21 protein-coding genes, 1 tRNA gene and 1 pseudogene are annotated in these 21,617 nt (G+C 59.4%); 11 read left to right on the top strand and 12 right to left on the bottom strand.

Annotation, left to right across the window (positions count from 1 at the left end):
* Window positions 1-102: 102 nt before the first annotated feature.
* From ACTX90_RS04335 to ACTX90_RS04320, 4 genes and pseudogenes are all read right to left on the bottom strand, one after another.
* The gene (locus ACTX90_RS04335; RefSeq protein WP_147407218.1) at window positions 103-1,110 is read right to left on the bottom strand and encodes a GGDEF domain-containing protein; all 1,008 of its coding nucleotides are present in this window, start codon (window positions 1,108-1,110) and stop codon (window positions 103-105) included.
* A 190-nt stretch (window positions 1,111-1,300) separates the two neighbouring features.
* Window positions 1,301-1,882, bottom strand: coding sequence for an aminoacyl-tRNA hydrolase (pth, locus tag ACTX90_RS04330; protein WP_047118485.1), 582 nt, complete (start codon window positions 1,880-1,882; stop codon window positions 1,301-1,303).
* Window positions 1,883-1,924: 42 nt separating this feature from the next.
* Window positions 1,925-2,200: pseudogene (locus tag ACTX90_RS04325) on the bottom strand (50S ribosomal protein L25); the annotation flags it as partial.
* Between the two features lie 202 nt (window positions 2,201-2,402).
* On the bottom strand, window positions 2,403-2,933 hold the full coding sequence (locus tag ACTX90_RS04320) for a hypothetical protein (RefSeq protein WP_443443981.1): 531 nt from the start codon (window positions 2,931-2,933) through the stop codon (window positions 2,403-2,405).
* A 20-nt stretch (window positions 2,934-2,953) separates the two neighbouring features.
* On the opposite strand from ACTX90_RS04320, the gene ACTX90_RS04315 reads away from it, so the two are divergent.
* A complete protein-coding gene (locus ACTX90_RS04315) occupies window positions 2,954-3,622 on the top strand; it encodes a shikimate kinase (RefSeq protein ID WP_443443249.1) in 669 nt (222 codons plus the stop codon).
* Here the strand turns inward: ACTX90_RS04315 and ACTX90_RS04310 are convergent.
* The 3 genes from ACTX90_RS04310 to ACTX90_RS04300 form a co-directional block, all read right to left on the bottom strand.
* Window positions 3,619-4,599, bottom strand: coding sequence for a ribose-phosphate diphosphokinase (locus ACTX90_RS04310; RefSeq protein ID WP_047118482.1), 981 nt, complete (start codon window positions 4,597-4,599; stop codon window positions 3,619-3,621). The two genes, ACTX90_RS04315 and ACTX90_RS04310, sit on opposite strands and share 4 nt — an antisense overlap.
* 69 nt (window positions 4,600-4,668) lie before the next feature.
* Entirely contained in the window at window positions 4,669-6,120 is a 1,452-nt protein-coding gene (glmU, locus tag ACTX90_RS04305; protein ID WP_443443247.1) for a bifunctional UDP-N-acetylglucosamine diphosphorylase/glucosamine-1-phosphate N-acetyltransferase GlmU, read from the bottom strand.
* A 135-nt stretch (window positions 6,121-6,255) separates the two neighbouring features.
* Window positions 6,256-6,327 (bottom strand) — tRNA-Gln (locus ACTX90_RS04300).
* A 202-nt stretch (window positions 6,328-6,529) separates the two neighbouring features.
* Here ACTX90_RS04300 and ACTX90_RS04295 point away from each other — a divergent pair.
* The 5 genes from ACTX90_RS04295 to ACTX90_RS04275 all read left to right on the top strand — a co-directional run bounded on the left by ACTX90_RS04295 (window position 6,530) and on the right by ACTX90_RS04275 (window position 12,621).
* Entirely contained in the window at window positions 6,530-8,320 is a 1,791-nt protein-coding gene (locus tag ACTX90_RS04295) for an ABC-F family ATP-binding cassette domain-containing protein (protein WP_443443246.1), read from the top strand.
* 800 nt (window positions 8,321-9,120) lie between these two features.
* Window positions 9,121-9,657, top strand: coding sequence for a GNAT family N-acetyltransferase (locus ACTX90_RS04290; RefSeq protein WP_443443244.1), 537 nt, complete (start codon window positions 9,121-9,123; stop codon window positions 9,655-9,657).
* Between the two features lie 190 nt (window positions 9,658-9,847).
* The gene (locus tag ACTX90_RS04285; RefSeq protein ID WP_443443243.1) at window positions 9,848-10,963 is read left to right on the top strand and encodes a DNA alkylation repair protein; all 1,116 of its coding nucleotides are present in this window, start codon (window positions 9,848-9,850) and stop codon (window positions 10,961-10,963) included.
* 424 nt (window positions 10,964-11,387) lie between these two features.
* Entirely contained in the window at window positions 11,388-11,882 is a 495-nt protein-coding gene (locus tag ACTX90_RS04280; RefSeq protein WP_443443241.1) for a GNAT family N-acetyltransferase, read from the top strand.
* A 79-nt stretch (window positions 11,883-11,961) separates the two neighbouring features.
* Entirely contained in the window at window positions 11,962-12,621 is a 660-nt protein-coding gene (locus ACTX90_RS04275) for a class I SAM-dependent methyltransferase (protein WP_443443980.1), read from the top strand.
* A 134-nt stretch (window positions 12,622-12,755) separates the two neighbouring features.
* On the opposite strand, the gene ACTX90_RS04270 is transcribed toward ACTX90_RS04275, so the two are convergent.
* The 3 genes from ACTX90_RS04270 to ACTX90_RS04260 all read right to left on the bottom strand — a co-directional run bounded on the left by ACTX90_RS04270 (window position 12,756) and on the right by ACTX90_RS04260 (window position 15,775).
* Window positions 12,756-13,454 (bottom strand): ABC transporter ATP-binding protein, encoded by a 699-nt coding sequence (locus tag ACTX90_RS04270; protein ID WP_443443239.1) that lies wholly within the window; start codon window positions 13,452-13,454, stop codon window positions 12,756-12,758.
* Complete coding sequence (locus ACTX90_RS04265; RefSeq protein ID WP_443443238.1) at window positions 13,451-15,394, bottom strand: bacteriocin-associated integral membrane family protein; 1,944 nt, start codon at window positions 15,392-15,394, stop codon at window positions 13,451-13,453. Before ACTX90_RS04265 ends, ACTX90_RS04270 begins: the two co-directional genes overlap by 4 nt.
* Window positions 15,395-15,484: 90 nt before the next feature.
* The gene (locus tag ACTX90_RS04260) at window positions 15,485-15,775 is read right to left on the bottom strand and encodes a lactococcin 972 family bacteriocin (RefSeq protein ID WP_443443236.1); all 291 of its coding nucleotides are present in this window, start codon (window positions 15,773-15,775) and stop codon (window positions 15,485-15,487) included.
* A gap of 195 nt (window positions 15,776-15,970) precedes the next feature.
* Between ACTX90_RS04260 and ACTX90_RS04255 the strand changes: the two genes are divergently transcribed.
* Window positions 15,971-16,366, top strand: coding sequence for a hypothetical protein (locus tag ACTX90_RS04255; RefSeq protein ID WP_443443235.1), 396 nt, complete (start codon window positions 15,971-15,973; stop codon window positions 16,364-16,366).
* A gap of 613 nt (window positions 16,367-16,979) precedes the next feature.
* Here the strand turns inward: ACTX90_RS04255 and ACTX90_RS04250 are convergent.
* Complete coding sequence (locus ACTX90_RS04250) at window positions 16,980-17,660, bottom strand: SDR family NAD(P)-dependent oxidoreductase (protein WP_443443233.1); 681 nt, start codon at window positions 17,658-17,660, stop codon at window positions 16,980-16,982.
* Between the two features lie 59 nt (window positions 17,661-17,719).
* Between ACTX90_RS04250 and ACTX90_RS04245 the strand changes: the two genes are divergently transcribed.
* From ACTX90_RS04245 to ACTX90_RS04230, 4 genes are all read left to right on the top strand, one after another.
* A complete protein-coding gene (locus tag ACTX90_RS04245) occupies window positions 17,720-18,445 on the top strand; it encodes a PIG-L deacetylase family protein (protein WP_443443232.1) in 726 nt (241 codons plus the stop codon).
* Window positions 18,446-18,792: 347 nt separating this feature from the next.
* Complete coding sequence (locus tag ACTX90_RS04240) at window positions 18,793-19,602, top strand: MalY/PatB family protein (RefSeq protein ID WP_443443230.1); 810 nt, start codon at window positions 18,793-18,795, stop codon at window positions 19,600-19,602.
* Window positions 19,599-19,733, top strand: coding sequence for a hypothetical protein (locus ACTX90_RS04235; protein ID WP_443443228.1), 135 nt, complete (start codon window positions 19,599-19,601; stop codon window positions 19,731-19,733). The genes ACTX90_RS04240 and ACTX90_RS04235 overlap by 4 nt, the downstream gene beginning before the upstream one ends.
* A gap of 112 nt (window positions 19,734-19,845) precedes the next feature.
* On the top strand, window positions 19,846-20,115 hold the full coding sequence (locus tag ACTX90_RS04230; RefSeq protein ID WP_443443226.1) for a hypothetical protein: 270 nt from the start codon (window positions 19,846-19,848) through the stop codon (window positions 20,113-20,115).
* A gap of 44 nt (window positions 20,116-20,159) precedes the next feature.
* Here the strand turns inward: ACTX90_RS04230 and ACTX90_RS04225 are convergent, their stop codons facing one another.
* A complete protein-coding gene (locus ACTX90_RS04225) occupies window positions 20,160-21,530 on the bottom strand; it encodes an NAD(P)/FAD-dependent oxidoreductase (protein WP_443443225.1) in 1,371 nt (456 codons plus the stop codon).
* Window positions 21,531-21,617 lie beyond the last annotated feature (87 nt).

Below are 21,617 nucleotides of genomic sequence, written 5' to 3'. Positions count from 1 at the left end.
CCTTAAGGACGTGCCAGTTGAGGTCTCGAAGGGCCCCAGCCATAACGAAGGCGGAATCCGCGCCAATCGCCCGAGAGACCCGAATTTGCCCGAATTCCGGAGCTACCTCGCGCCGTGCTTGCGCTGATACATCATGCGATCCGCCGTGGACAAGCAGTCCGCGAGGCTGGCCAGTCCCGGCTCCGCTGCGGCGAAACCGCAGGATGCCGCGATGCCGGCGGACTCCAGCGCCGCGTCGAAGGTCTCGAAGAATGTTGCGGCTTGTGACGGAACAACCCCGTTGGCCAGGATCGTGAACTCGTCCCCGCCATATCGGGCTACATGGCAGGCGGTCGTGCCTGCTTCCCTCAAGGTCCGGGCGGCACGCACGATCAGGTCATCGCCTGCAGCGTGCCCCAGGGTGTCATTAACCTGCTTCAGTCCGTCGAGGTCGACAATGGCGACTGCCACGGCATCGCCGAAGCTCTCCAGCCGCTCTTGGGCATCGGCAACGATGGCGTCCCATCCACGGCGGTTGAGCAGGCCGGTCAACGCGTCCGTGTTCGCCAGCGCCTCGGACATCTCGATCCGTCGCCGTTCCCGGTCGATGCCTCGCGCCAGCTCCAGCTGCGTGGACAGCAGCTCGCTGAGCAGGTTCAACAGCTGCTCGTCGAGCTGCTCGTCATCGGACAGCGGTTCGGGCCGGACTCCGCACAGCACGCCGAACATCTCGCCGCGGTCGTCGCTGATGGTATAGCCCGCATAGGCCCCCACATATTCGGAGGCGCCGAGGTCCGAGTAATCCGGGTCAGCCCTGGAATCGCGCACCACATGAGCGGCACCGGATGCCATGCGGCTGCAGAACGACTCGTTCCAGTCGATTCGCGCCCCGGTACTCAGCAGTTGTTCTTGATGGACATGCACGTGGACCTGCTCCCCGTGCACCACGCGCGACACCGACCAGTCGGCCAGCGGGGTATGCGCGTTGAGGTAGGCGACGACTCGCTCCGAGGACTCGCTGAAGGCCTGGGCGCCGTTCAGCGGCAAGCCGTTCTCGCCCCGCGGCAGCCCACCGTTGTTCCGACGCTCGAGCTGCAGAGACTGGTCTTGAGGGGTGTGGTGTGAGGGCACCGGTATCACTCGCTTTGCTTGATAACTTCCTGCTGGTCAGCGAAGACTAATATGCTCAAAAACAATAACAGGGAAACGGAGAAGAATTCTCCTCATTCAGGGCATGTGCCCCGGCCGCGCTGAATTGCGCTGGACTGCAGCGGATATGGAAAACTCCGGACCGGTTGGTCCGGAGCATTCCCGAAAGTTTTCAGGCCGTGTGGAACTTGCCCTGGGCTGCTTCCAGCCCCTGCGACATCAACAACTCCACCGCGTCGGCCGCGTTGTCGATCAAGAATGGCAGCACCTGCTTTTCGGACTTCGAGAAGTCCTGCAGGACCCAGTCGGCGGTGTCCATGCGTCCGGGCGGGCGACCCACTCCGGTACGCACGCGCAAGTAGTCCTTGGAGCCCATGGCCTTGGAGATGTCGCGCAGGCCGTTGTGGCCTCCTTCTCCCCCGCCGCGCTTGAGCTTGATGGTATCGAACGGAATATCGATCTCATCGTGAACCACGATCAAGTTCTCAACCCCGATGCCGAAGAACTTCGCCAGATTGCCCACGGGGCCGCCGGAGAGGTTCATATAGGTCATCGGCTTGGCCAGGACCACGCGAGGACCGCCCACGCCCATGCGGCCCTGGACGATCTGGGCGCGCGATGCGTGGGTCTTGAATTTCGAGCCGGCGCGGTTGGCCAGCTCGTCGAGCACCATCTGCCCGATATTGTGCCTATTGCCAGCGTAGCCGGGCCCGGGATTCCCGAGCCCGGCTACGAGCCAAGTGTCATTGCTCATGATGCTTAGCTAAATGCCTTATCGCAATGCTTAGGCAGCGACCAGCAGGTCCAGGTGATCAACGGTGCGGTTCAGCGCGTGGATCTGGATGTCCTTGATGGTGGTCTTCACTTCGGTGCCCTCGATGTTCAGGACCAGCTCAACGCCGCGGTCGCGAACGGCCAGGGTGGTGGCCTGTGCTGGCAGCAGAACGTGCTGCGGCTCGGAGCCTGCACCGTAAACGACTGCTGGGATCTGGCCTGCGCGGCGGGCCTGGCGGGCAGCGCCCTTGCCGAAATCGGTGCGTACAACGGCGTCAAGGTTGACAGATGCCATGATGATTCTCCTTAGGAAATGATTGCTTCGTTTAGGCCCTTGCGTGGACTCGGGAAGCAACCAACATCTAGAAGATGAAAGAGCTTTTCCGGCCTTGTCGATAACGGTCACACCATCGCTGGTGGTTCCCTCGCCTGGGCACAGTGAATAATTCTACCAGTTGCAGGACTCTTGGAAAAAATCCGTAGCGAACGCCACTGCCAGATCACCCAAGCCCAGGAACCATGAAAATGAATGCATCCTCCGGAGCGAACTCATAAGCATCGTCGCAACGGTAGCCCCGCAGCCATGGCACGCCATCGACCACCCGCAAATAGAAACCTTTCGGAAAGTCATCACCGCCCAACGGCAGCGACGAAATGGTCAGTGAATCGGAGGGATTCTTCCCGGCGCTCAGGACCGCATTCACCGAATTCTGCTGATCCAAAGTTGCCAATCGAAGGTAGGGCCCGGCCGCAGGAGGGCACAGCGCAAGACCCCTACTGGTGGCACGCTCGAATATCGTCTTCAGCGTCGCCGGCTGTCGCAACCCGAGATCCTGCAATCGAAAACTGGCGAAATTCACCGGTTCCGCCAGGCTCACCGAGTCGAATATCTTATGAGCCAGCAGCACGCGGGCGTAGTCGTTCAGTTCCACTGGTGCAGCAGCAAGCCGCTTCTCGATATCTTGGCGGCTCAGTCCGCCAATGACGACACACTTCGATTTCATTCCATCGCTTCCTGCTGCTTGTGGCACGTCATGCAAGACTCAAGACTATGCCAACGACACCAAGCGTGGTCCTACTCGGACCGGCTGCCAGCGGAAAATCCACGCTGGGCGAACTCATCGCTCAAGAACTCTCCGTGGAATTCATTGACCTCGATGATGTTGGCGATGCCTACTATGATGAAGTCGGCTGGAGCATTGCACGGCTAATTGGACGAACCGAGGCTGTCGGTCGTGTTGCCGCAGAGCAAGAGTGGGAAAAGGCGCGTGCCCATGCTGTAGTGCGGGCCATGGCGGAATATCCCGGCACGGTGGTGGCCTTGGGAGCGGGACATGCATCCTATACGCAGGCACGATATGCACTGCAAACGGCGAACGCTCTGGCTCCGGTCGAGCACGTTCTCTACGTCGAACCGTGCAGCGATAGAGAGCGGTCGCTGCAGATCCTCAGGGAACGATCCATCCTCGTCAAGGGCACCGATTGGATCCGCGAATCCCACGACTTCCTCGCCCAATGGCTCGATGATCCGCTGAGCCGGAAGATGGCCACCGCCACCCTCTATACTGCGGGTGAAACACCGCAACAAACGGCATCCCGATTCATTGGTTCCCTACGCCGCCAAGCCGGAGAGCCAACAGAACACCACGTGGCTATTAACGCACCTGCGGCCAGTACCCCATGGGTACCGGCCGCAGACTTGCGAAACGAGGGCTGCTAGGCGCGGCCGTCGAAGAGGTTCGTGACCGAACCGTCGTGGAAGACCTCGGAGATCGCGCGAGCGAGCAGCGGGGCGATCGAAAGAACGGTAAGGTTCTCGAAGCGCTTCTCTTCAGGGATCGGCAGGGTGTTGGTGACAACAACCTCGGTGGCCCCGCACTCGGCCAGGCGCTGCGCGGCTGGATCCGAGAAGACTGCGTGGGTTGCGGCGATGATGACGTCCTTGGCGCCGGCTTCCTTCAGCACGCGCACTGCGCCTGCGATCGTTCCGCCGGTGTCGATCATGTCGTCGATCAGGATCGCGGTGCGGCCCTTGACCTGGCCCACCACGGTCTTCGACTCGGCCTGGTTCGGCACGGTCAAGTCACGCGACTTGTGCACGAACGCCAGCGGGGCACCGCCCAGGCGCTCTGCCCACTGCTCGGCGACGCGCACGCGGCCGGTATCAGGGGAAACCACGGTCACGTTGGCCACATCGACCTTGGACTTGATGTAGTCGGCCAGCAGCGGGAAGGCGAACAGGTGGTCCACCGGGCCGTCGAAGAAGCCCTGGATCTGCGCGGTGTGCAGGTCGCAGGAGATCACGCGGTCGGCGCCTGCGGTCTTGAACAAGTCGGCAACCAGACGTGCCGAAATCGGCTCACGGCCGCGGCCCTTCTTGTCCTGGCGGGCGTACGGGTAGAACGGCGCCACGACGGTGATGCGGCGGGCGGAAGCGCGCTTCATCGAATCGATCATGATCAACTGTTCCATCAGCCAGTTATTCAACGGGGCCGGGTAGGACTGCAGCAGGAACACGTCCTTGCCGCGGACCGATTCGTCCGAACGCACGTAGATCTCGCCATTGGCGAAGTCATAGGCATTTAGTGGCAGCTTCTCGATATCGAGGGCCTTGGCCACCTCGTCAGCTAGTTCCGGGTGCGCACGTCCGCTGGCAAGCACCAGCTCTTTGTTGACGTTATGGCGGATTTCACTCATTGTTATGCTTTCTCGCTCGCTTCGCTATCACGTATGAGGTGTACTGAGGAAATAAAATCCGTCGCGGAACTACTCGGAGGCCGAGGTGTTCAGCGAGGACTTGAACGCGGCGTCTGCCGAAGAGGTACCCGGACGCTTTTCCAACGTCCATCCCTCGGTGTTGCGCTGCGGGGCCACGGACAGCGCCAGGGCACCGGCCGGGACATTCTTGCGGACGACTGCACCGGCGCCGGTGTAGGCGCCGTCCCCGATTTCAACCGGGGCGACGAACACGGTATTCGAGCTGGTGCGCACGTGCGAACCGATCTTGGTCCGGTGCTTCTTTTCTCCGTCGTAGTTGGCGGTGATGTTGCCACAACCGATGTTGGTGAACTCACCGATTTCAGCATCCCCGGCATAGCCAAGGTGCGAGAGCTTGGAGCCGCGACCAATGGTCACGTTCTTGGTTTCGTAGAAGGCGCCGATCTTGCCGTCGGCCCCCAGGTCGGTGCCCGGACGCAGGTAGGCGAATGGACCCACGGACGCGCCGTCGGCGATACGCGAGTCGGTCGCGTCGCTACGCTTGACTGTTGCGCCCTGGCCAACCACGACGTTGGTCAAGGTGGTGTCCGGGCCGACCGTCGCATTAGCGCCGATGATGGTTTCGCCGTGCAGCTGGGTTCCCGGCTTGAGGGTGGCATCCTGGCCGATCATGACCTCGGCGTCGATCCAGGTGGTGGCAGGGTCAACGATGGTGACACCCTGGCGCATCCAGAATTCGTTCTTGCGCTGGTTGTAGATGCGGGCCAGGTTGGAGACCTGCACGCGGTCGTTGGCGCCCTCGATCTGCCAGCGGTCCTCGATCCGGGAGGAGGCCACGCGGCCGCCGTGGGAGCGGGCGATGGCCAGCACGTCGGTCAGGTACATTTCGCCCTGCGCGTTGTCGGTGGTGACCTCGGTCAGTGCCGAACGCAGCATCTGCGCATCGAAGGCGTAGATGCCGGAGTTGATTTCCTTGACTGCCAGCTCCTCAGGCGAGGCGTCCTTCTGCTCGCGGATGCCGGAGACGTCCCCGTTCGCGTCGCGCAAGATGCGGCCGTAGCCGGAAGGATCGTCCAGCTCGGTGGTCAGCACGGTCACCGAGTTGCCGTTGGACTCATGGGTGGCGACCAGTTCCTGCAGCACCTCGCTGGTGAGCAATGGCACATCGCCATAGGTCACCACGACGGTGCCCTCAAGTTGCGGGTCGATGGCTTCGAGGCCCTGCTGCACTGCGCGTCCGGTGCCCGGCACATCGTCCTGGTCCGCGATGGTGATGTTCGGGAACTGGGTCAGGATGTGCTCGGCAACAAGGTCGCGCTGGTGGCGGACCACCGCAACGAGGTTCCGGGGTTCAAGCGCAGAGGCCGCATGCAGCGCATGGGAAACCATGGAGCGACCTGCGATTTCATGCATGATTTTCGGCTTCGCCGATTTCATTCGGGTGCCTGCGCCGGCGGCGAGGACGATAACGGCTACTGGTGCGTTGACCTGATCGCTCAAGTTGCTTTTCTCCTGCGGGTCGCTTCGGGGTTTTGGGCAGTGAAGAAAAACCCCTGATCCAGTCTATCGCGCAGATTGGGGGCAACCGAACTTTGATACCAAGAAAGCGCCGCGGCGGCGGCGCTTGGAACGTTGTTCCGCCCCTAGGATTCGAACCTAGAATGCACAGCTCCAAAGGCTGGCGTGTTGCCATTACACCAGGGCGGAAAATGTGGTCAGCAGGTAAACCAGCCAAGCACGCTATGTATTCTGCCATGTCCTGCGGTGCTGTGTGAAATCGCAAAACACCGTATTGAGACTCACTTTTATTCTCTGCTTTATTCCACACGCGGTGCGGAGGCAACTTTGGAATATGGCTGTTCCCCCACAGTTTGGCGTCTCGATTTGCCCCGGAAAGTAAACTGGAGACGTGGCACATTTACTCGGGGGCGAAGCCCTGCATCTGGAATATCCAACCCACGTCGTTTTTGACTCGGTGACCATCGGCATTTCCGACGGCGACCGCATCGGACTCGTTGGACGCAACGGCGAAGGCAAGTCCTCGCTGCTTGGCATGCTCTCGGGCAAGATCGAGCCTAATTCAGGACGCGTGACCCAGCGCAACGGCCTGCGCGTGGGAGTCCTGGACCAGAGCGACACCCTGGACTCGGACTCGACCATCCATTACGCCGTAGTGGGCGACATGGCCGACCACGAATGGGCCGGCGACGCCCGTACCCGCGACATCATCTCCGGCCTGGTCGCAGACCTGGACTGGGAAGCAACAGTGGGCACGCTCTCCGGCGGCCAGCGCCGCCGCGTGGCATTGGCAGCCCTGCTGGTGCAGGACTGGGACGTTGTGATCCTCGACGAGCCGACCAACCACCTGGACGTCGAAGGCATCTCCTGGCTGGCCGAGCACATCAACAACCGCTGGTCCAAGAACTCCGGCGGGCTGATGGTCGTCACCCACGACCGCTGGTTCCTCGACGCGGTCTGCACCACCACCTGGGAGGTGCATGACGGCATCGTCGAGCCCTTCGAAGGCGGCTACGCTGCCTACGTGCTGCAGCGTGTGGAACGCGACCGCATCGCAGCGGTCACCGAATCCAAGCGCCAGAACATGATGAAGAAGGAACTGGCCTGGCTGCGCCGCGGCGCACCGGCCCGTACCTCCAAGCCGAAGTTCCGCATCGAGGCCGCCAACCAGCTCATCGCCGACGTACCTCCGGTGCGCAACCCGCTGGAACTCAAGCGCATGGCCACCAGCCGGTTGGGCAAGGACGTCATCGACCTGCTGGACACCTCGGTATCCTTCGGCCCGAAGCAGATCCTCAAGCCCTTCACCTGGCGCATCGGCCCCGGCGAGCGCACCGGCCTGCTGGGCGCCAATGGCGCGGGCAAGTCGACCCTGCTGGGCCTGATCGCCGGCACCGTGGAGCCCTCCAGCGGCAAGATCAAGCGCGGCAAGACCGTGAAGCTGGCAGTGCTGGACCAGCAGTTCCGCGAACTGGACCAGATCGGCGAGGACCTGGTCCGCGAGGTGCTCGGCCGCTTCCGCACCACCTTCAACGTGGACGGCAAGGACCTGACCCCTGCCCAGCTGCTTGAACGCCTGGGATTCTCCTCCGCGCACCTGTCCACCAAGGTCCGCGAGCTCTCCGGCGGCCAGCGCCGCCGACTGCAGCTGCTGATGATCCTTATGGACGAGCCGAACGTCATGATCCTCGATGAGCCGACCAACGACGTCGACACCGACATGCTCGCCGCATTGGAAGACCTGCTGGACTCCTGGCCGGGCACGCTGATCGTGGTTTCCCACGACCGCTACCTGCTGGAGCGCGTCACCGACCAGCAGTACGCGATCCTGGACGGGAACTTCCGTCATGTTCCGGGCGGCGTGGACGAGTACCTGGCACTGCGCAGCGCACAGGGCACCGGGTCGGGCTCCAACCCCGCCCAGTCATCCGGCACCGAGCAGGCAAAGCCCGCAGGCCCCAGCGGCGCCGAGCTGCGTGCCGCGCAGAAGGAGCTGAACGCCAACGAGCGCAAGGTCGGGCAGTTGCAGGACAAGATCGCCAAGATCCATGAGAAGATGGCCGGCCATGACCAGTCTGATTACGAGGGGCTAGGCAAGCTGACCGCAGAGATCAGCGAATTGCAGGACCAGGTTGACCAGCTGGAAGAACGCTGGCTGGAACTCTCCGAGATCGTCGGCTGATCCTAAAGCCAGCTTGATCGATACTTGCCCGGTCTAGCTCGGGCAGCGATGGCTACCCCCGAACACTCAAAGTTGAGAACCATTTAAAGTTCGACATCTGTTCGGTGGTAGCCATCGCTTTGCTTTTGCTTCGTGGCAAACTTGCCAAAAGCAGATTCTTATCATGTCTTTGCTCCTACCAACTCCATGAAATCCGCTTGGTAGTTTGCCGCAGCCTTCTGGATCCCCTCCGTGTGAAAGCAGCTTGCACTCTTCGAGACACAGGTCCGACAACCTTGTAGTCCCTTCAGATGCGGTCTCGCGTCATTGTTGTTTATTGCACTGCGGGGATCGAATATCCAACCCTTGTTGTCACGCAAATTCATGGGAGCTGAAGTGCCGTGCATTAGGTTTGAAGCATGAGAATCAAAGCGAGTGTTCGAGAATTTTTGGGCCTGGACTCCGTGCCTCTCCATGACGGGTACTCGCAGAGCGGCAGGGGTGTCCGGATGCCGGTTTGCGATGCCTGCGGCGCGCTGGTCACGTACGAATCCCAGTCAGCCCATACCGACTGGCATAGGAAAAGCACCCCTTGAGCCAGGACTTGATCCATCGGAGATTCCTCTGAGGCAAGGCCGATCCCATCTAATCCGAATGGCGTTTCGGTTCTCGGATCCCGTGTGTGCAATCGACCTGCCAATGATAATGTGTTGAAAAAGCTGCTGTCTGGCTGACTTCCCGATGCTTGATATGTGCGCCGTCCCGCGCACACCGCAAGATTCACGGAGCCAATAGCCCCATCGACCAGTTAGTCTTTCAAGATGGACCCGTTGATTCAGCCTGTCATAGATGCTTGTGGTTATCGTCTTCGCCCGTTTAACGCAGGGGACGCACCGTTGGTTCAAGATGCTTCCTCCGATCCGCTGATTCCACTGATCACAACAGTTCCCCGCAACGGTACCCGGAAAGAAATCAGCGAGTTCATCGATCGGCAGCACCACCGGCTCGTTGAACGATCAGGCTATTCTTTTGCCATCGCGGATGCAGACTCGGATCAGGCATTGGGCCAGATCGGACTATGGCTGAAAAACTCCAATCATGGCCGAGCCAGCATCGGCTATTGGGTTGGCCCGTCGCACCGCAACCGAGGAATTGCCTCTGCTGCCTTGGAAGCGATCTCTCAATGGGGGCTCGAACTGCCGGACATTCATCGTTTGGAACTTTATGTCGAGCCCTGGAACGAAGGCTCATGGAAGACAGCTGAGCACTGCGGCTACATGCGAGAAGGTCTGTTGCGCAGTTGGGAAGAAATTGGTGGAGCACGTAAGGACATGTACATGTATTCACGGCTTGGCTGAATCCGGCACTCGATTCGACTGTCAGGAGGCTTCTGTCGTTGATCGCTAAAGCGTGGGGGCGCCGCCTCTCCCGAGAAGCAGACGAAATGCCCCGAATTTATTTTCCTCGATCGTTCCGGCCCGCCAGCCGTCTGACGGGCCAAGCAGCTCACCCTTAGCAAGCGCACTTGAAGGACAACTTATGGGATCCATGGACGAACTCATCAACCCAACCGTGATTGCGCAATTGCGTACTTCGCTGCAAGACGTTGCGCCCGGAATCGGACTGGGCCATCTCAAAAATTCAGCTGGACTCGTCGCCGACATGCGGCTGCGGGACCGAGTTGATATCGTCCGGAACGCCTTGCTGAAAGACCTTCCCGCGGACTTCGCCAGCACCAGGACGATCATTCACGAGGCTCTGAACGATCCCTTGCTCACCGGCTGGATGATCTGGCCCGTTTCCGAGCTCATCACCGCCAAGGCACTTGATTCCGGAACCATCGAAGACTTCGATGCGGCCATGGAAACGCTTGCCCTGCTTACCGACAGACTGACCTGCGAATTCGCGATCCGCGCGATGATTATCGACCGGCCAGAACGCGCGCTCCAGCACGCGCAAAACTGGACACAGCACGAGAATGAACACGTTCGCCGTCTGGCCACCGAGGGGACTCGCGCGTACCTTCCTTGGGCAAAACGTGTCCCTTGGCTCGTCGCCAATCCCCGAGAGACCCGCGCCATTCTCGACGCCAGCTACCGGGATCCCGCGGAATACGTTCGCCGATCGGTCGCGAACCACCTCAATGACCTCAGCCGGGTTGATCTGGGAGCCCTCATCGAGACGGCCACCGCATGGGCTGGCAACGCCGACGAAAACACCGCGTGGGTGCTTCGGCACGGATTGCGAACACTGGCCAAGCAGGGCCACCCCGAAGCGTTGTCCCTCCTCGGTTTTTCCGGTGACGATCTTTCGATCTCCGCGCCGCTGCTTGCCAGCGACCGCATCCCCTGGAACGGTGAGATCGCATTCAGCACACAGGTCACGAACCATGGTGGCACTGAAGCCAACGTTGCCATCGATTACAGCGTCGGCTTCCTGAGGGCGAATGGCTCCCATGGGGCCAAGACATTCAAACTTGCCACACGGAAAATCGGGCCAGGCGAGACTGTCACCCTGGGCAAAACCCATTCGTTCAGGCCCATTACGACACGCAAGTACTACCCCGGAGTGCACACTGTGACGGCTCAAGCAAATGGCAAGAAATCCGAGCAAACTGACTTCACGCTTGAAGCAGAATCGGTCGAAATCAGCCGAGCGAAATAGTCAATGGCCAATGCATTTCCAGCAAATAAGCTACGACATGTTTGTACTGGATCCCATCCCACACCCACCAACTTTGATATCCGCATAAGGCACCTTCACCGGGCATTTTTGTGGGCGGGGTATACGGGAATCTGAAATCTTTGGAAACCCGGAGATTCGAAAATATGCCAAGCCAACAAGACTTATGTCCCGAATGAGGACCGGCTTACGGAACGGTCAGGAACGCGAATCTGGACAGACCCCTTACGGAACGACGCAACTGTTCCAGCTTCGAAGGAGAACGCTCGCAAGTTCCTCAACAGGCGGTGCAGAGTGCGCTATTTCGACGTGCCGTGGAATCGGAATTGAGGGAATGGCAAGCAGGGGCGTTTGTGTTTCATTGAGATTCCCCATAAACAACCTATACTCCGATAGGTTTGGGGTCATGAATAACATATCGATTCGCCCAGCAAACGTTAATGATGTGCCGACCATCCGGTCAATTGGGATTATTACGTGGCCAGCTACCTATCTTAGTTTTACGAGTCCAGATTTCGTAATGGATAACCTCAATACTTGGTGGTCACACGACTCGGTAAGCGCTTCTATTGCCGATGATACGACGTACATTGCTTTTCAGAATGGCGAAGCTGTGGGCACTCTCACTGTAGGGCAGTTTGAGGGCGAACCTGTCATATGGAAAATCTATGTTGTGCCGAAAGCCCACGGTTGCGGAATCGGCACAGAACTGATGAACACAGCTCTTACTGCTATCGGTCCCGCACACGATGTAAGGATCGAATTTGTGAAAGGAAATTCGACAGCCCAAGCATTTTACGAACGACGTGGCTTCAAATTTGATTTCGAAGAAGGCATGGCCGAGGGGTTCACTACAGTCTGGCTTCGTCGACCCGCCGGCCCAATTATTTCAGTATCTTAAACTGTGTCCCGTAGAGCGTTCCGCTTGCGGACACGACGAAGTGAGCAGCCATCTACTTATTGTGTGGCTACCCAAGCCAATGTACGTTTCGTGGGAGACTGGGGCGATGAGCACAGGTCGGGACTACGAGGGTTACGCAGCGAAAATGAGGCGGCATGTACTTGCCGGAACGGACATGGAAGTCGACGTACGTTTCGTTGACATGATGAGCAGGCGATGTGCCTGTGTCCTCGATATCGGATGCGGAATCGGCAATGCCGTCAACGGATTGCGAGCCCGGGGCCACGCGGCCTACGGAATTGATCCCACGCCAGAAGTCCTCGAAGTTGCCCGGGACCTCTATGATCCGTCGTGGTTTCGCCGTATGGCCGCCGTCGACATTGAGCCTGGGACCTTGCCCCTAAACGGCCTCCCTGGGGCCTACGACGTCGTACTCATGTCGGGGAACGTTCCGTCTTTTCTGTCAGCGAATGAACTGCGCAAAACCTTCCGCCAGGTTGCAGAACTGCTGGAAGCCGGGGGCATTTTCGTCGTCGGAACCACCACTGTCATTCAGGGCGGCCCCATGGATCAAGACAAGGCAGCGGCCGGGTCGGGATTGACACTCTCCCACCGGTTCTCGGACTGGCACCTCAGCCCTTTCCACGCTGGGTCGCCATGGTCAGTGAGTGTATTCTCTGCGCCCGGGTCTAGGAATCTCGCTGAAGTTCCGGATGGGATGTTTGTTCTGCGAGGGTGAGCGGATGGCGGCGCGAAAATGCCCGGTCAGCCTTGCTCTTGCGGGCGGATCCCTGCCTGTCAGGCTGGAGTGAGAGCACTGATTCATAGCAAGTAAAATTCCCCTGAGACATGGAGCCAGCTGATTCTAGATTCTCAATCCATTTGAGCGGGAGGGACCAGGCGGATAAGAGAATTACAGGCTTCCATTGCCTCTTCGTCATGGGTTGCGAGTACAACTGTTGCGCCTGCTTGAGCTCGCTCACGCAGCAGCTGAATCACCATGGACCGATTCTTGGCGTCCAGGGAAGCTGTTGGTTCATCTGCAAAAATACAGGTTGCTCCCTTTGCGATGGCTCGTGCTAAGCCCACACGCTGCTTTTCACCTCCGCTAAGGCGTGAAATGGTCTCAGAGCCACGCCCTTCTAAACCGACCATGGCAAGAGCGTCATCAATGCTCTCCTGAGCTTTCCTGCTGCGTACGCCCAGTGCGATATTATATGCCACGCTCTCTTCATCCACCAGACCGTAGTCTTGAAAGATGAAAGTCGCTTGATTTCGCCAGAAAAGTCGGCGCTTCTTATCAGGCCACTTTGCCGTGGCCTCACCATTGACCAGCACTGCACCCTCATCAGGGGCGATCAATAGACCCAAGCAGTGCAAGGCAGTCGTCTTTCCTGCGCCGCTCACACCGACGAGCCCTGTGATTTCGCCTGGAAGGCACAGCGCATCGATATTAGTCAGCACATTTTTTGACGCAGCTTTAACGCTGACATTGGACATTTGTAATTTCAAGGATCCACCAAACGTAGTCAAAAGTTGCGGGATAATTTCTACTGCTCCAATCGAGGTCAAGGGCTTCTGCTGATGAGACTCGTGAAGCGGTGACGTAGAGCGCGACTGTGTAGATATACGCTCATTGGAAGGTACGTCAAAGGAAGAATTAAAGCCCACCAGGGCGACAGTTCCAGTTGCTTGAGAAAAAGCACACTCAAGGCCGAAATGAAGATTGCGGATATTGACTCCCAGATGATGCGCCAGCGAGCAATCCAAGCCCAGCTAAATCCGGCTGTACGCTGAACGAATATTCTCCGGGAAAGCCTGTGTGCCCAGACTTGGGCTCCGACCGCAATAGTCAAAGCCAAAGCAGAAAGGACCAACCCCAACGACAGCCATCTGAGCCACAAAGTCTGGTTTAGCAGCTGCGCGCGAAGGAGGCCGGAATCGGCGGCGCGATCAACAGAGAGGATTACATCGCTGGCTCCGTTGGCATCGAAAGACTGCCGCACGGCATCGGCATTGCTAAATAGCAAATTACCCGTTGAAGCTGAAGACAACAGCAAATTGCCCGTGAGCGATTCTCCTGCGTTGTCCACGACGATGACGGTCGGAGTACTCTCGAATTCCATCTCTCCCGTGACTCCACTGATCGCCGCAAAGGGTTTTTCTCCCTGCCACCGCATAAAGTGCACCCCGGAAGCCTTAAGCCCGTCTGAGTCAGCAAGCCATAGAGGTAGTGAATCTTTCATGACCTGCGCGGCGTCTTGAGGGAGATCTGCCTCTTGTGCAGGCTTCCAATCCGCCCCGTTTAGCGACTCGATCCCCATCAGCTTTAGGAAAGTCATGTCCGTAATAATTACAGATAGAGTCGGATCACTCGAATCTGATCCGGCAGGCCCAGAATATAGACTTATTGCTTTAGAGAAAGCCAGTTGCTCCCTACTCGACATAGCCCTTGCCGCTTCCTTGACTGGGTCCTCCAGCTCTCCATCAGCAGACGAAGCCCGAATCGAAACCCATCCGTCCAGCCGAGACCACTCTTGCGCCTGATCTGCCGCCTGCTGCGCGCCGATTAATCCTGACACGAGAAAAGGAAGCGTTAGCGCGGTGATGCCTACCGATAGTAGACGCAACATTTCACTAGGTGCGCCAAAGCCTGCTCCAGGAAATTCTCTTCGTGCAATAGCTTGCCGAGTCGGCCATGACAGCGCCACGACAAGGGCCCATATTATCAATATGAAACTGAGCAGTATCAGCAAAGCAACTGCGAGCGTGGACATGAATTCCACTGCATATTGCAGGCCACTCAAGATGAGAACAGTGACCCCCGCTACGGAAGCAAGCAGCCCTATAGGAAGCGCAACGCGGCGAATAAGGACACCGAGATCGCCCCTTATGATCTCAACGTTGGACTTCCCCGCCAAGAATTCGAGATCGTGGAGCCGAGCTCTCGACAAACCCCACATCAGCACGCTCGTGACTACAAGGACCCCGGAAGTCAGCAGTGCAAGTGCAGCCCCACTTTCAGCCAGTGATTGCATTAGCATTTGTCGCCAGTCGTAGTTCGTCCACCAAGCCTGGCCTCCCAGGCTTTCAATGACCTTTGTGAAGGATGCCCGCTGCTCTGCGCTTGCGTCAGCGGGCACGTAGGATGCTTCAAGGCTATGGCTACCGAGATCCGCAGCGGAAAGTATCTCCATGTGATGCCACGGCAAGAAAGAGGTCGGAGCAAGTCTTTCCTCTGGGGAAGCCGATCCTAATGAGTAGAGAACTCGCGCAGTCGGATCTTCATCGGCAGGAGCCTGTAAATATAGGGGAACGGCTGTACCATCACTCCACTCGGTCAGGCTCTGGAGGACTTCCGCTCTGGAAGCCGTGGAGTCTTCCAAAGAGACCAACACGGTTGAACCTGCACCTAGCGGGAAATATCGATCAGAAATATTGATAAAAATACCTGCCAAAAGTACCAAGATTGCCGCGGCGATAAGGGAGGACGCTGTCAAAAGCTTCTTCAATAGGTTTCAAATCTCCGATTTATGGTCAGCAAGCAAAGCAAACCGGGCTCAATATCAAGAGCCCGGCTTACTCAATGGCAAAGTATTCGATCAGCGCACGTTGTAGTAGTAGTGAACGCCTGGCCAGCGCGACGTAAAGCGAGCGTCTGCCCAGGTATTCTTTGCAACCCAGCCGCTACTTTTGGTGTTTCCACTGGAATCCTTCACAGCCGAGCTGTGTGTTTTGTTCTGATTGAAATACTTTGAGTATGACCAGACGAGATTTGTCCCGCGATCCCAAGTTCCACCTTCCGGAGGTGACGATACTGCTGCATGGGCGGCAGTCGCCCCTCCCAATAGCAGTGCGCCAGCTAGTGCGATACTTGCAAATTTACGCGGCATGAGCTTCTATTTCGATTGATGACGATGCGACCCGCTTGAGTATAACGCCATCCTATCGACCATTTTCGTTAAAATCGATCCTTCTTAGTAAATGAATCGTCGCACCTAAAACCCTTAACATTTTGCGCTTCGAAATCAACGCGTTGCCCGTGCGTGTCTCTATCCACGAGTTATGGCAACGCTATTTCTCTTGGAATGTCGCCAGATGAAACTGTCCAAGTTGTCCGCCGCACGACCACAGATTCGGATCGCAGAATTACTTTCGATCCGCAAACACGTCCGGGAGTATCAGCATTGCTATCCACTGCTGCATTGTGTTTAGGAGAGAGCCCCGAAGCTATTGCCGAGAGGATTGGAGATTCTGGCAGTGGTGCGCTTAAACAGTTGACGGCGGATGCCATTAACGATTTTCTGGCGGGCCACCGAGAATGTCGAAACAAACTGACTAAGGATCTGGGTATATCAGCCAGGTTCTTCAACGCGGAAATGAACGAGCAAACTTTGGAGCCAACCAAACCCTTGCTGAAGTACGAACGACCATGGGAACAAATTACTAGCGCTCAACAGTTGTGTGCGCTCATTAGCAGCTGAGATTTCCAAAGTGCTTCACCCTTGATCCACCAAGTAGAAGTGAACCACTTAATCATCTCTGGTTTGCCTAGGATGAAGTAGATCTGCACCGCAGAGGGTTCCTTGGGTTCTTGCGGTTGTTTTCGTTGTGGTTGCTATCTTCGAATTTCTTGGGGGTTTCTACCTATTGGCTATAGCACTGATCTTTGCTGCTGTGTGGTGCTGGCGGCTGGCACAGATCACGGTGACGGTTGACACGAGATCGGTCATTCTTACCGGCCCTGCCTGGAAACGGGTTGTACCGCGACAGAACGTGCATGATGTGTCGGTCGCATCGGATAACGGCATGAACCTTGGCTTGGTGAACTGGCCTGTCACGACGCATAAACGCGACTCCCTCACGAGATTGAACATGGGAGGATCTGCCTCCGTAACCTTCTCAGATTCAAAAGGTCACCGGTACCAAGTCGTATTGGCCAACCCCCAAGACGCCACGCAATTTGCGGAATCGATCGCTGACTAAGCCTTGCTCCACCTGTCGGTATGAATTATCAGCAGAGCGAGGCCAGCTTACTGCTGAGCAGTCCCGTAGGAGGTTAGGCTTATGGGACACCAAAAACGACCGTTTTCGCTGCTACAACGACACAACGCCGCGCACCCGGTGCCCGATCGCCATCGATTCACCGCTGAGCTCCGCGGCCCGCGGCGAGAGCAGGAAAGCGATCACCTCGGCGACCTGCGTCGGCGTCGTATCGCCGAAACCGCCAGGCGCTACCGAGGTCGCCGGATGCTCGCTGACGATTCCCGGGCTTACGGTATTGATGCCGATCCCTGTCCCCGCATGCTCATCGGCCAGGTGCTTCGCAATGGTGATCAGCGCCCCGTTGCGCACCGAACCTGCGATATTTCCGGTCACCAGTGCGTTCTGGCCGGAGACCCCGACAATCCGTCCGGAGCCGGCTGCCCGCATATGCGGCAGCACCGCGTTGGCCATGCGCAAGAACCCCAGAGCCTTTCCCTGCACCGCTTCCATGACACGGGCCGGGTCGGAGTTCCCGGCCGGATCCAGTGTCCTAGCGCTGGGTGCGGCGGCATGCACTAAGCCGTCGATCCGTCCATGCATGTCCATCACCTGCTGGATGCCAGCCTGCACCGAGTGCTCATCGCTTGCATCCAGCTGCAGGTCCGTGCTGGCGGAACGTGCGGCGCTGATAGCGATCGCTCCCTCGGCCTGCAGCCAGTTGACCACCGCGGAGCCGATCAGCCCGGTCCCTCCGACGACAAGCACAATTTTTCCATCAAGTTCCAAGTCCATGCCGTTTAGCGTTTCCGCCATTGCTGGTGTTGCGCAGCCCTTTGGGGAAGAATCAGACCATGGATACCACGCGAATCGACAAGCCCGAGTTGGAAGTCTTCGACGAGAACTGGCAGCGGGCGCTGGTGCTCATGGCGCATCCCGACGACCCCGAGTACGGGACCGCGCTGGCGGTGAGCCGGTGGACCCGGCAGGGCAAAGAGGTAGCCTACGTCTTGGCGACGGCCGGCGAAGCAGGAATCGAGACCATCGCCCCGGCGCAGGCAGGACCGCTGCGCGAAATCGAGCAGCGCCGGGCCATAACCCACGTCGGAGTTCAGGAGCTTGAATTCCTAGGCCTGCCCGACGGCCGGCTGGAATACGGCATCGAGCTGCGCCGCGCCTTTGCCGCAGCGATCCGACGCCACCGCCCCGATGTGGTCATCACACTGAACTTTGAACGCACCTTCGGCGGCGTCTACCGGAACTCGGCAGACCACCAGGCCGTGGGCCGAGCCGTTCTCGATGCGGTCTCCGACGCAGCCAACTCCTGGATCTTCCCCGATCTCACCGATCCACCGCATACCGAAGTGCAGATGATCGCTGTTTTCGCCGACGGGGCGCCGACGCATTGCGTCCAGATCGAACAGCAGGACATCGATGCCGCCATCGCCGCATTAAGCGAACACCGCGAATACCTCGCGGCCTTGAGCCCTGACTCGATCGAGGACCAGGCGCGGGCACAAGTTGAGATGGTGCTGGGAGAACACCGCCCGGCAAGGGTGGGCTTCCGTGTCTACCGCTGAGTGGGATGGGCTGACCGAAGAGCAGCTGCGCGCCAACGGATCGCTGAAGTGGACCGCCCATGAGCACGCCATCGGGGCGTGGGTGGCGGAGATGGATTACCCGTTGGCCACCCCCATCCGCCGAGCACTGCGCGACTACGCCGAGTCGGAACTCTTCGGCTACCCGCCTCCGGCGCTCGATGCGCAGTTGGCGGCAGCGGCCAGCGACTACTACGGCAGGAACTTCGGCTGGACGCCCGATCCTGATTTCATCGCGCCAATTGCCGATGTGCTAGCCGGGCTTGGTGCCGTGCTGGACATCTTCCTGGAACCGCAGGCCGCGGTCGTGGTTCCAACCCCGGCCTACAATGCCGTTCCTGACCTATCCGGCGCTCAAGAACCGCCGAATTATCCAGGTGCCGATGCTGCGCGACGGCTCCGGGTGGCAGATGGATCTGTCTGGCATCCGCGAAGCGCTGCAGAACGGCGGCGGTCTGGTGCTGTTGTGCAATCCGCACAATCCCATCGGCAAGGTCTACACGCGGCAGGAACTGCAGTCGCTGTCGGAAGTCGTCCAGGAGCACGGAGCCAGGGTCTTCTCGGATGAGATCCATTCCTCGCTGGTTTTCGAGGGGGCCCATGTGCCCTATGCCTCGCTGTCGCCGGAAACTGCTGTGCACGCCATCACGGCAACCTCGGCGACCAAGGCATTCAACATGCCGGGGCTCAAGTGCGCGCAACTGTTCTTTTCCAACCCGGCCGATCCGGAACTCTGGCGGGACAAGGGATTCTTCATCGGTCATGGAGCCTCCACGCCTGGCAAACTGGCTGCCATCGCGGCGTACAACAGCGGGGAACCGTGGCGCCAGCAGGTCTTGGGTTATCTTCGGGACAACCGGGATCTGCTCACCGAGCTGCTGGAAGAGCATCTGCCCGGGGTGTTCTGGCTCCCGCCGGAGGGGACCTATCTGGGCTGGCTGGATGCCAGGGCGTTGGGGCACGGCGAACGAACGGCCGAGTTCTTCCTCAGCCAGGCCCGCGTGGCACTGGTCGAGGGCGCCCAATGCGGCGAAGGCTCTGCCGGGTTCGTGCGCATGAATTTCGCGCTCCCCCGCCCGATCCTGGTGGAAGCCATCAAGCGCATGGGACAGGCCGCATCGAAGGCGGGCGGATTGTGAGCAAGGAACAGACGACGCCGAAGATCCGGCGAAAGCTGGCCAAATCGCTCAACGAGCAGATTCCAGTGAGGCTCACGCGCAGTGTTGCGCCGGGCGAGCACGAGGACGGAATCGTCCAAAAGCTGGGCTAGGACTGGGTCCTGCTCGTGAATTTGCGCGACGGAGCGTACTTCAACGGATACATGATCCTGCGGATTGCAGACCTCGAAAGGGTGAAGCTCACGCGCAAATTCATGCCGTTCATTGAATCGCGGGAGCATCTACGCTACGGCTTCTGCCGCCGCGCCGCTGATCCTGCTCTACGAGGAAGTGCGTGCCCCGGACCAATTGTGGATTGGCACAGTTGTCGAATTGCGCCGGAAATCAGCGTGGATCCACATGATCAATGCGAACACACGCTGGTACGAGAACGTCGTTAATGTCCGGTTCAAGCATCTGACACGTATTGACCTGCACAGCGACTACGACAGGGCGCTGCTCTACGTGGCCGGTCCCGAGCCGGAGGCCAGCTAATCTCAGGCGGTGCTTCCGACCCCTCCACGCAACAGGTGTCCTGGCTAGGGCTTGCCGGTAATCAAGTCCGCAATGCGGGCGATCGGCGAGGTGGTGCTGCGCCCGTCCAGCTCGCTGCGGTCAGCCTTGCCGTACGCTGCGTACAGCCCCTTGGTGGCGATCCAGCGAAGCGGTTCCGGCTCCCACTGGCGTACGCGGTGGTTGACCCACGGCAGCGCGGTCAGCTCCGTGGAGTCGCCCAGCACCAGATCGCGCAGGGTGCGCCCGGAGAGATTGGTCGTGGCCACGCCGGTGCCCACGTAGCCTCCGGCCCAGCCAAGGCCGGTGGCCGGAACCAGGCCCACGGTGGCCGCCCAGTCGCGCGGCACCCCGAGGACACCTGACCAGGCATGGTCCACGCGGGCGGAGGCGGTCTGCGGGAACATCCGGTGCAGCACCTCGGTCAGCCCGTCGACGGTGACCTGCGGCGTCTGGCCGTCGGTGTCCGTGCGCGAGCCGAACTTGTACGGCACCCCGCGCCCGCCGATGGCGATGCGGTCATCCGCGGTGCGCTGGGCATACATGTAGACGTGGGCGAAGTCGCCGAGCACCTCGCCCTGGCTCCAGTTCAGCTCATCCCAGATGCCCTGGCTCAGCGGCTCGGTGGCGATCATCGAGGAGTTCATGGGCAGCCACAGGCGCTTATGGCCCTTGATGCCGGAGGTGAATCCCTCGGTGGCGCGCAGGATGAATTCAGCATTGAGCGTTCCGCCCTCGAATTCCAGCTGGCGCGGGCGGATGGTGGTGACGTGGGTGTTTTCGTAGATCGTGACGCCGAGCTGCTCAACCACCTCGGCCAGGGCCTTGACCAGCTTCGCCGGGTGGATGCGCGCTGCATGCGGGTGCCACAGCGCCGCCCGGGTTCCGGCGACATTGATTTTCGCGGAGGCCTCGGAAGCTTCAAGGAGCTTGGTGTCCGTGTGCGCCCACTGGGCTTCGGCTTTCGCGTGCGAGCGCAGGCGGTGTTCCTGAGCCGGGGTGTAGGCGATCTCGAATTCGCCGCCCTGCTGGATATCCGCGTCGATGCCTTCGGCTTCGCAGACGGCGATGACCTCTGCGACGGTGCGGTTCATGGCGTCCTGGAAGGCCTCGGCCGCGCTGCGGCCGTGGCTCTTCACATAGCGTTCGCGGCCGCCGGTGACGGTGTTGGTCAGCCAGCCGCCGTTGCGCCCCGAGGCGCCGTAGCCTACGTGGCGCGATTCGACCACGGTGATTTTCAGCCCCGGCTGCGCCTTGGCCAGGTAGTAGGCGGTCCACAGTCCGGTGAATCCGGCGCCCACGATGGCCACGTCGGCGGTGTGGTGGCCGGTGAGGGTCGGACGGGCTTCGGGCAGACCGATGTGCTCCCACCAATGGGACACGTGTCCGTTGATCATGAGAATCCTTCACTACCGCGACACAAAATGAACGTGCTTCACTTTGTGGGTTCAGGATTCACCCTATGATCCAGGCAACGGCCCGAC

This window comes from Glutamicibacter soli (genome assembly GCF_052322135.1).
GTDB classification, from domain to species: Bacteria; Actinomycetota; Actinomycetes; order Actinomycetales; family Micrococcaceae; genus Glutamicibacter; species Glutamicibacter soli.
Note: the sequence above shows the minus strand (reverse complement) of the source record. Positions and strands in the feature narration are given on the sequence as shown.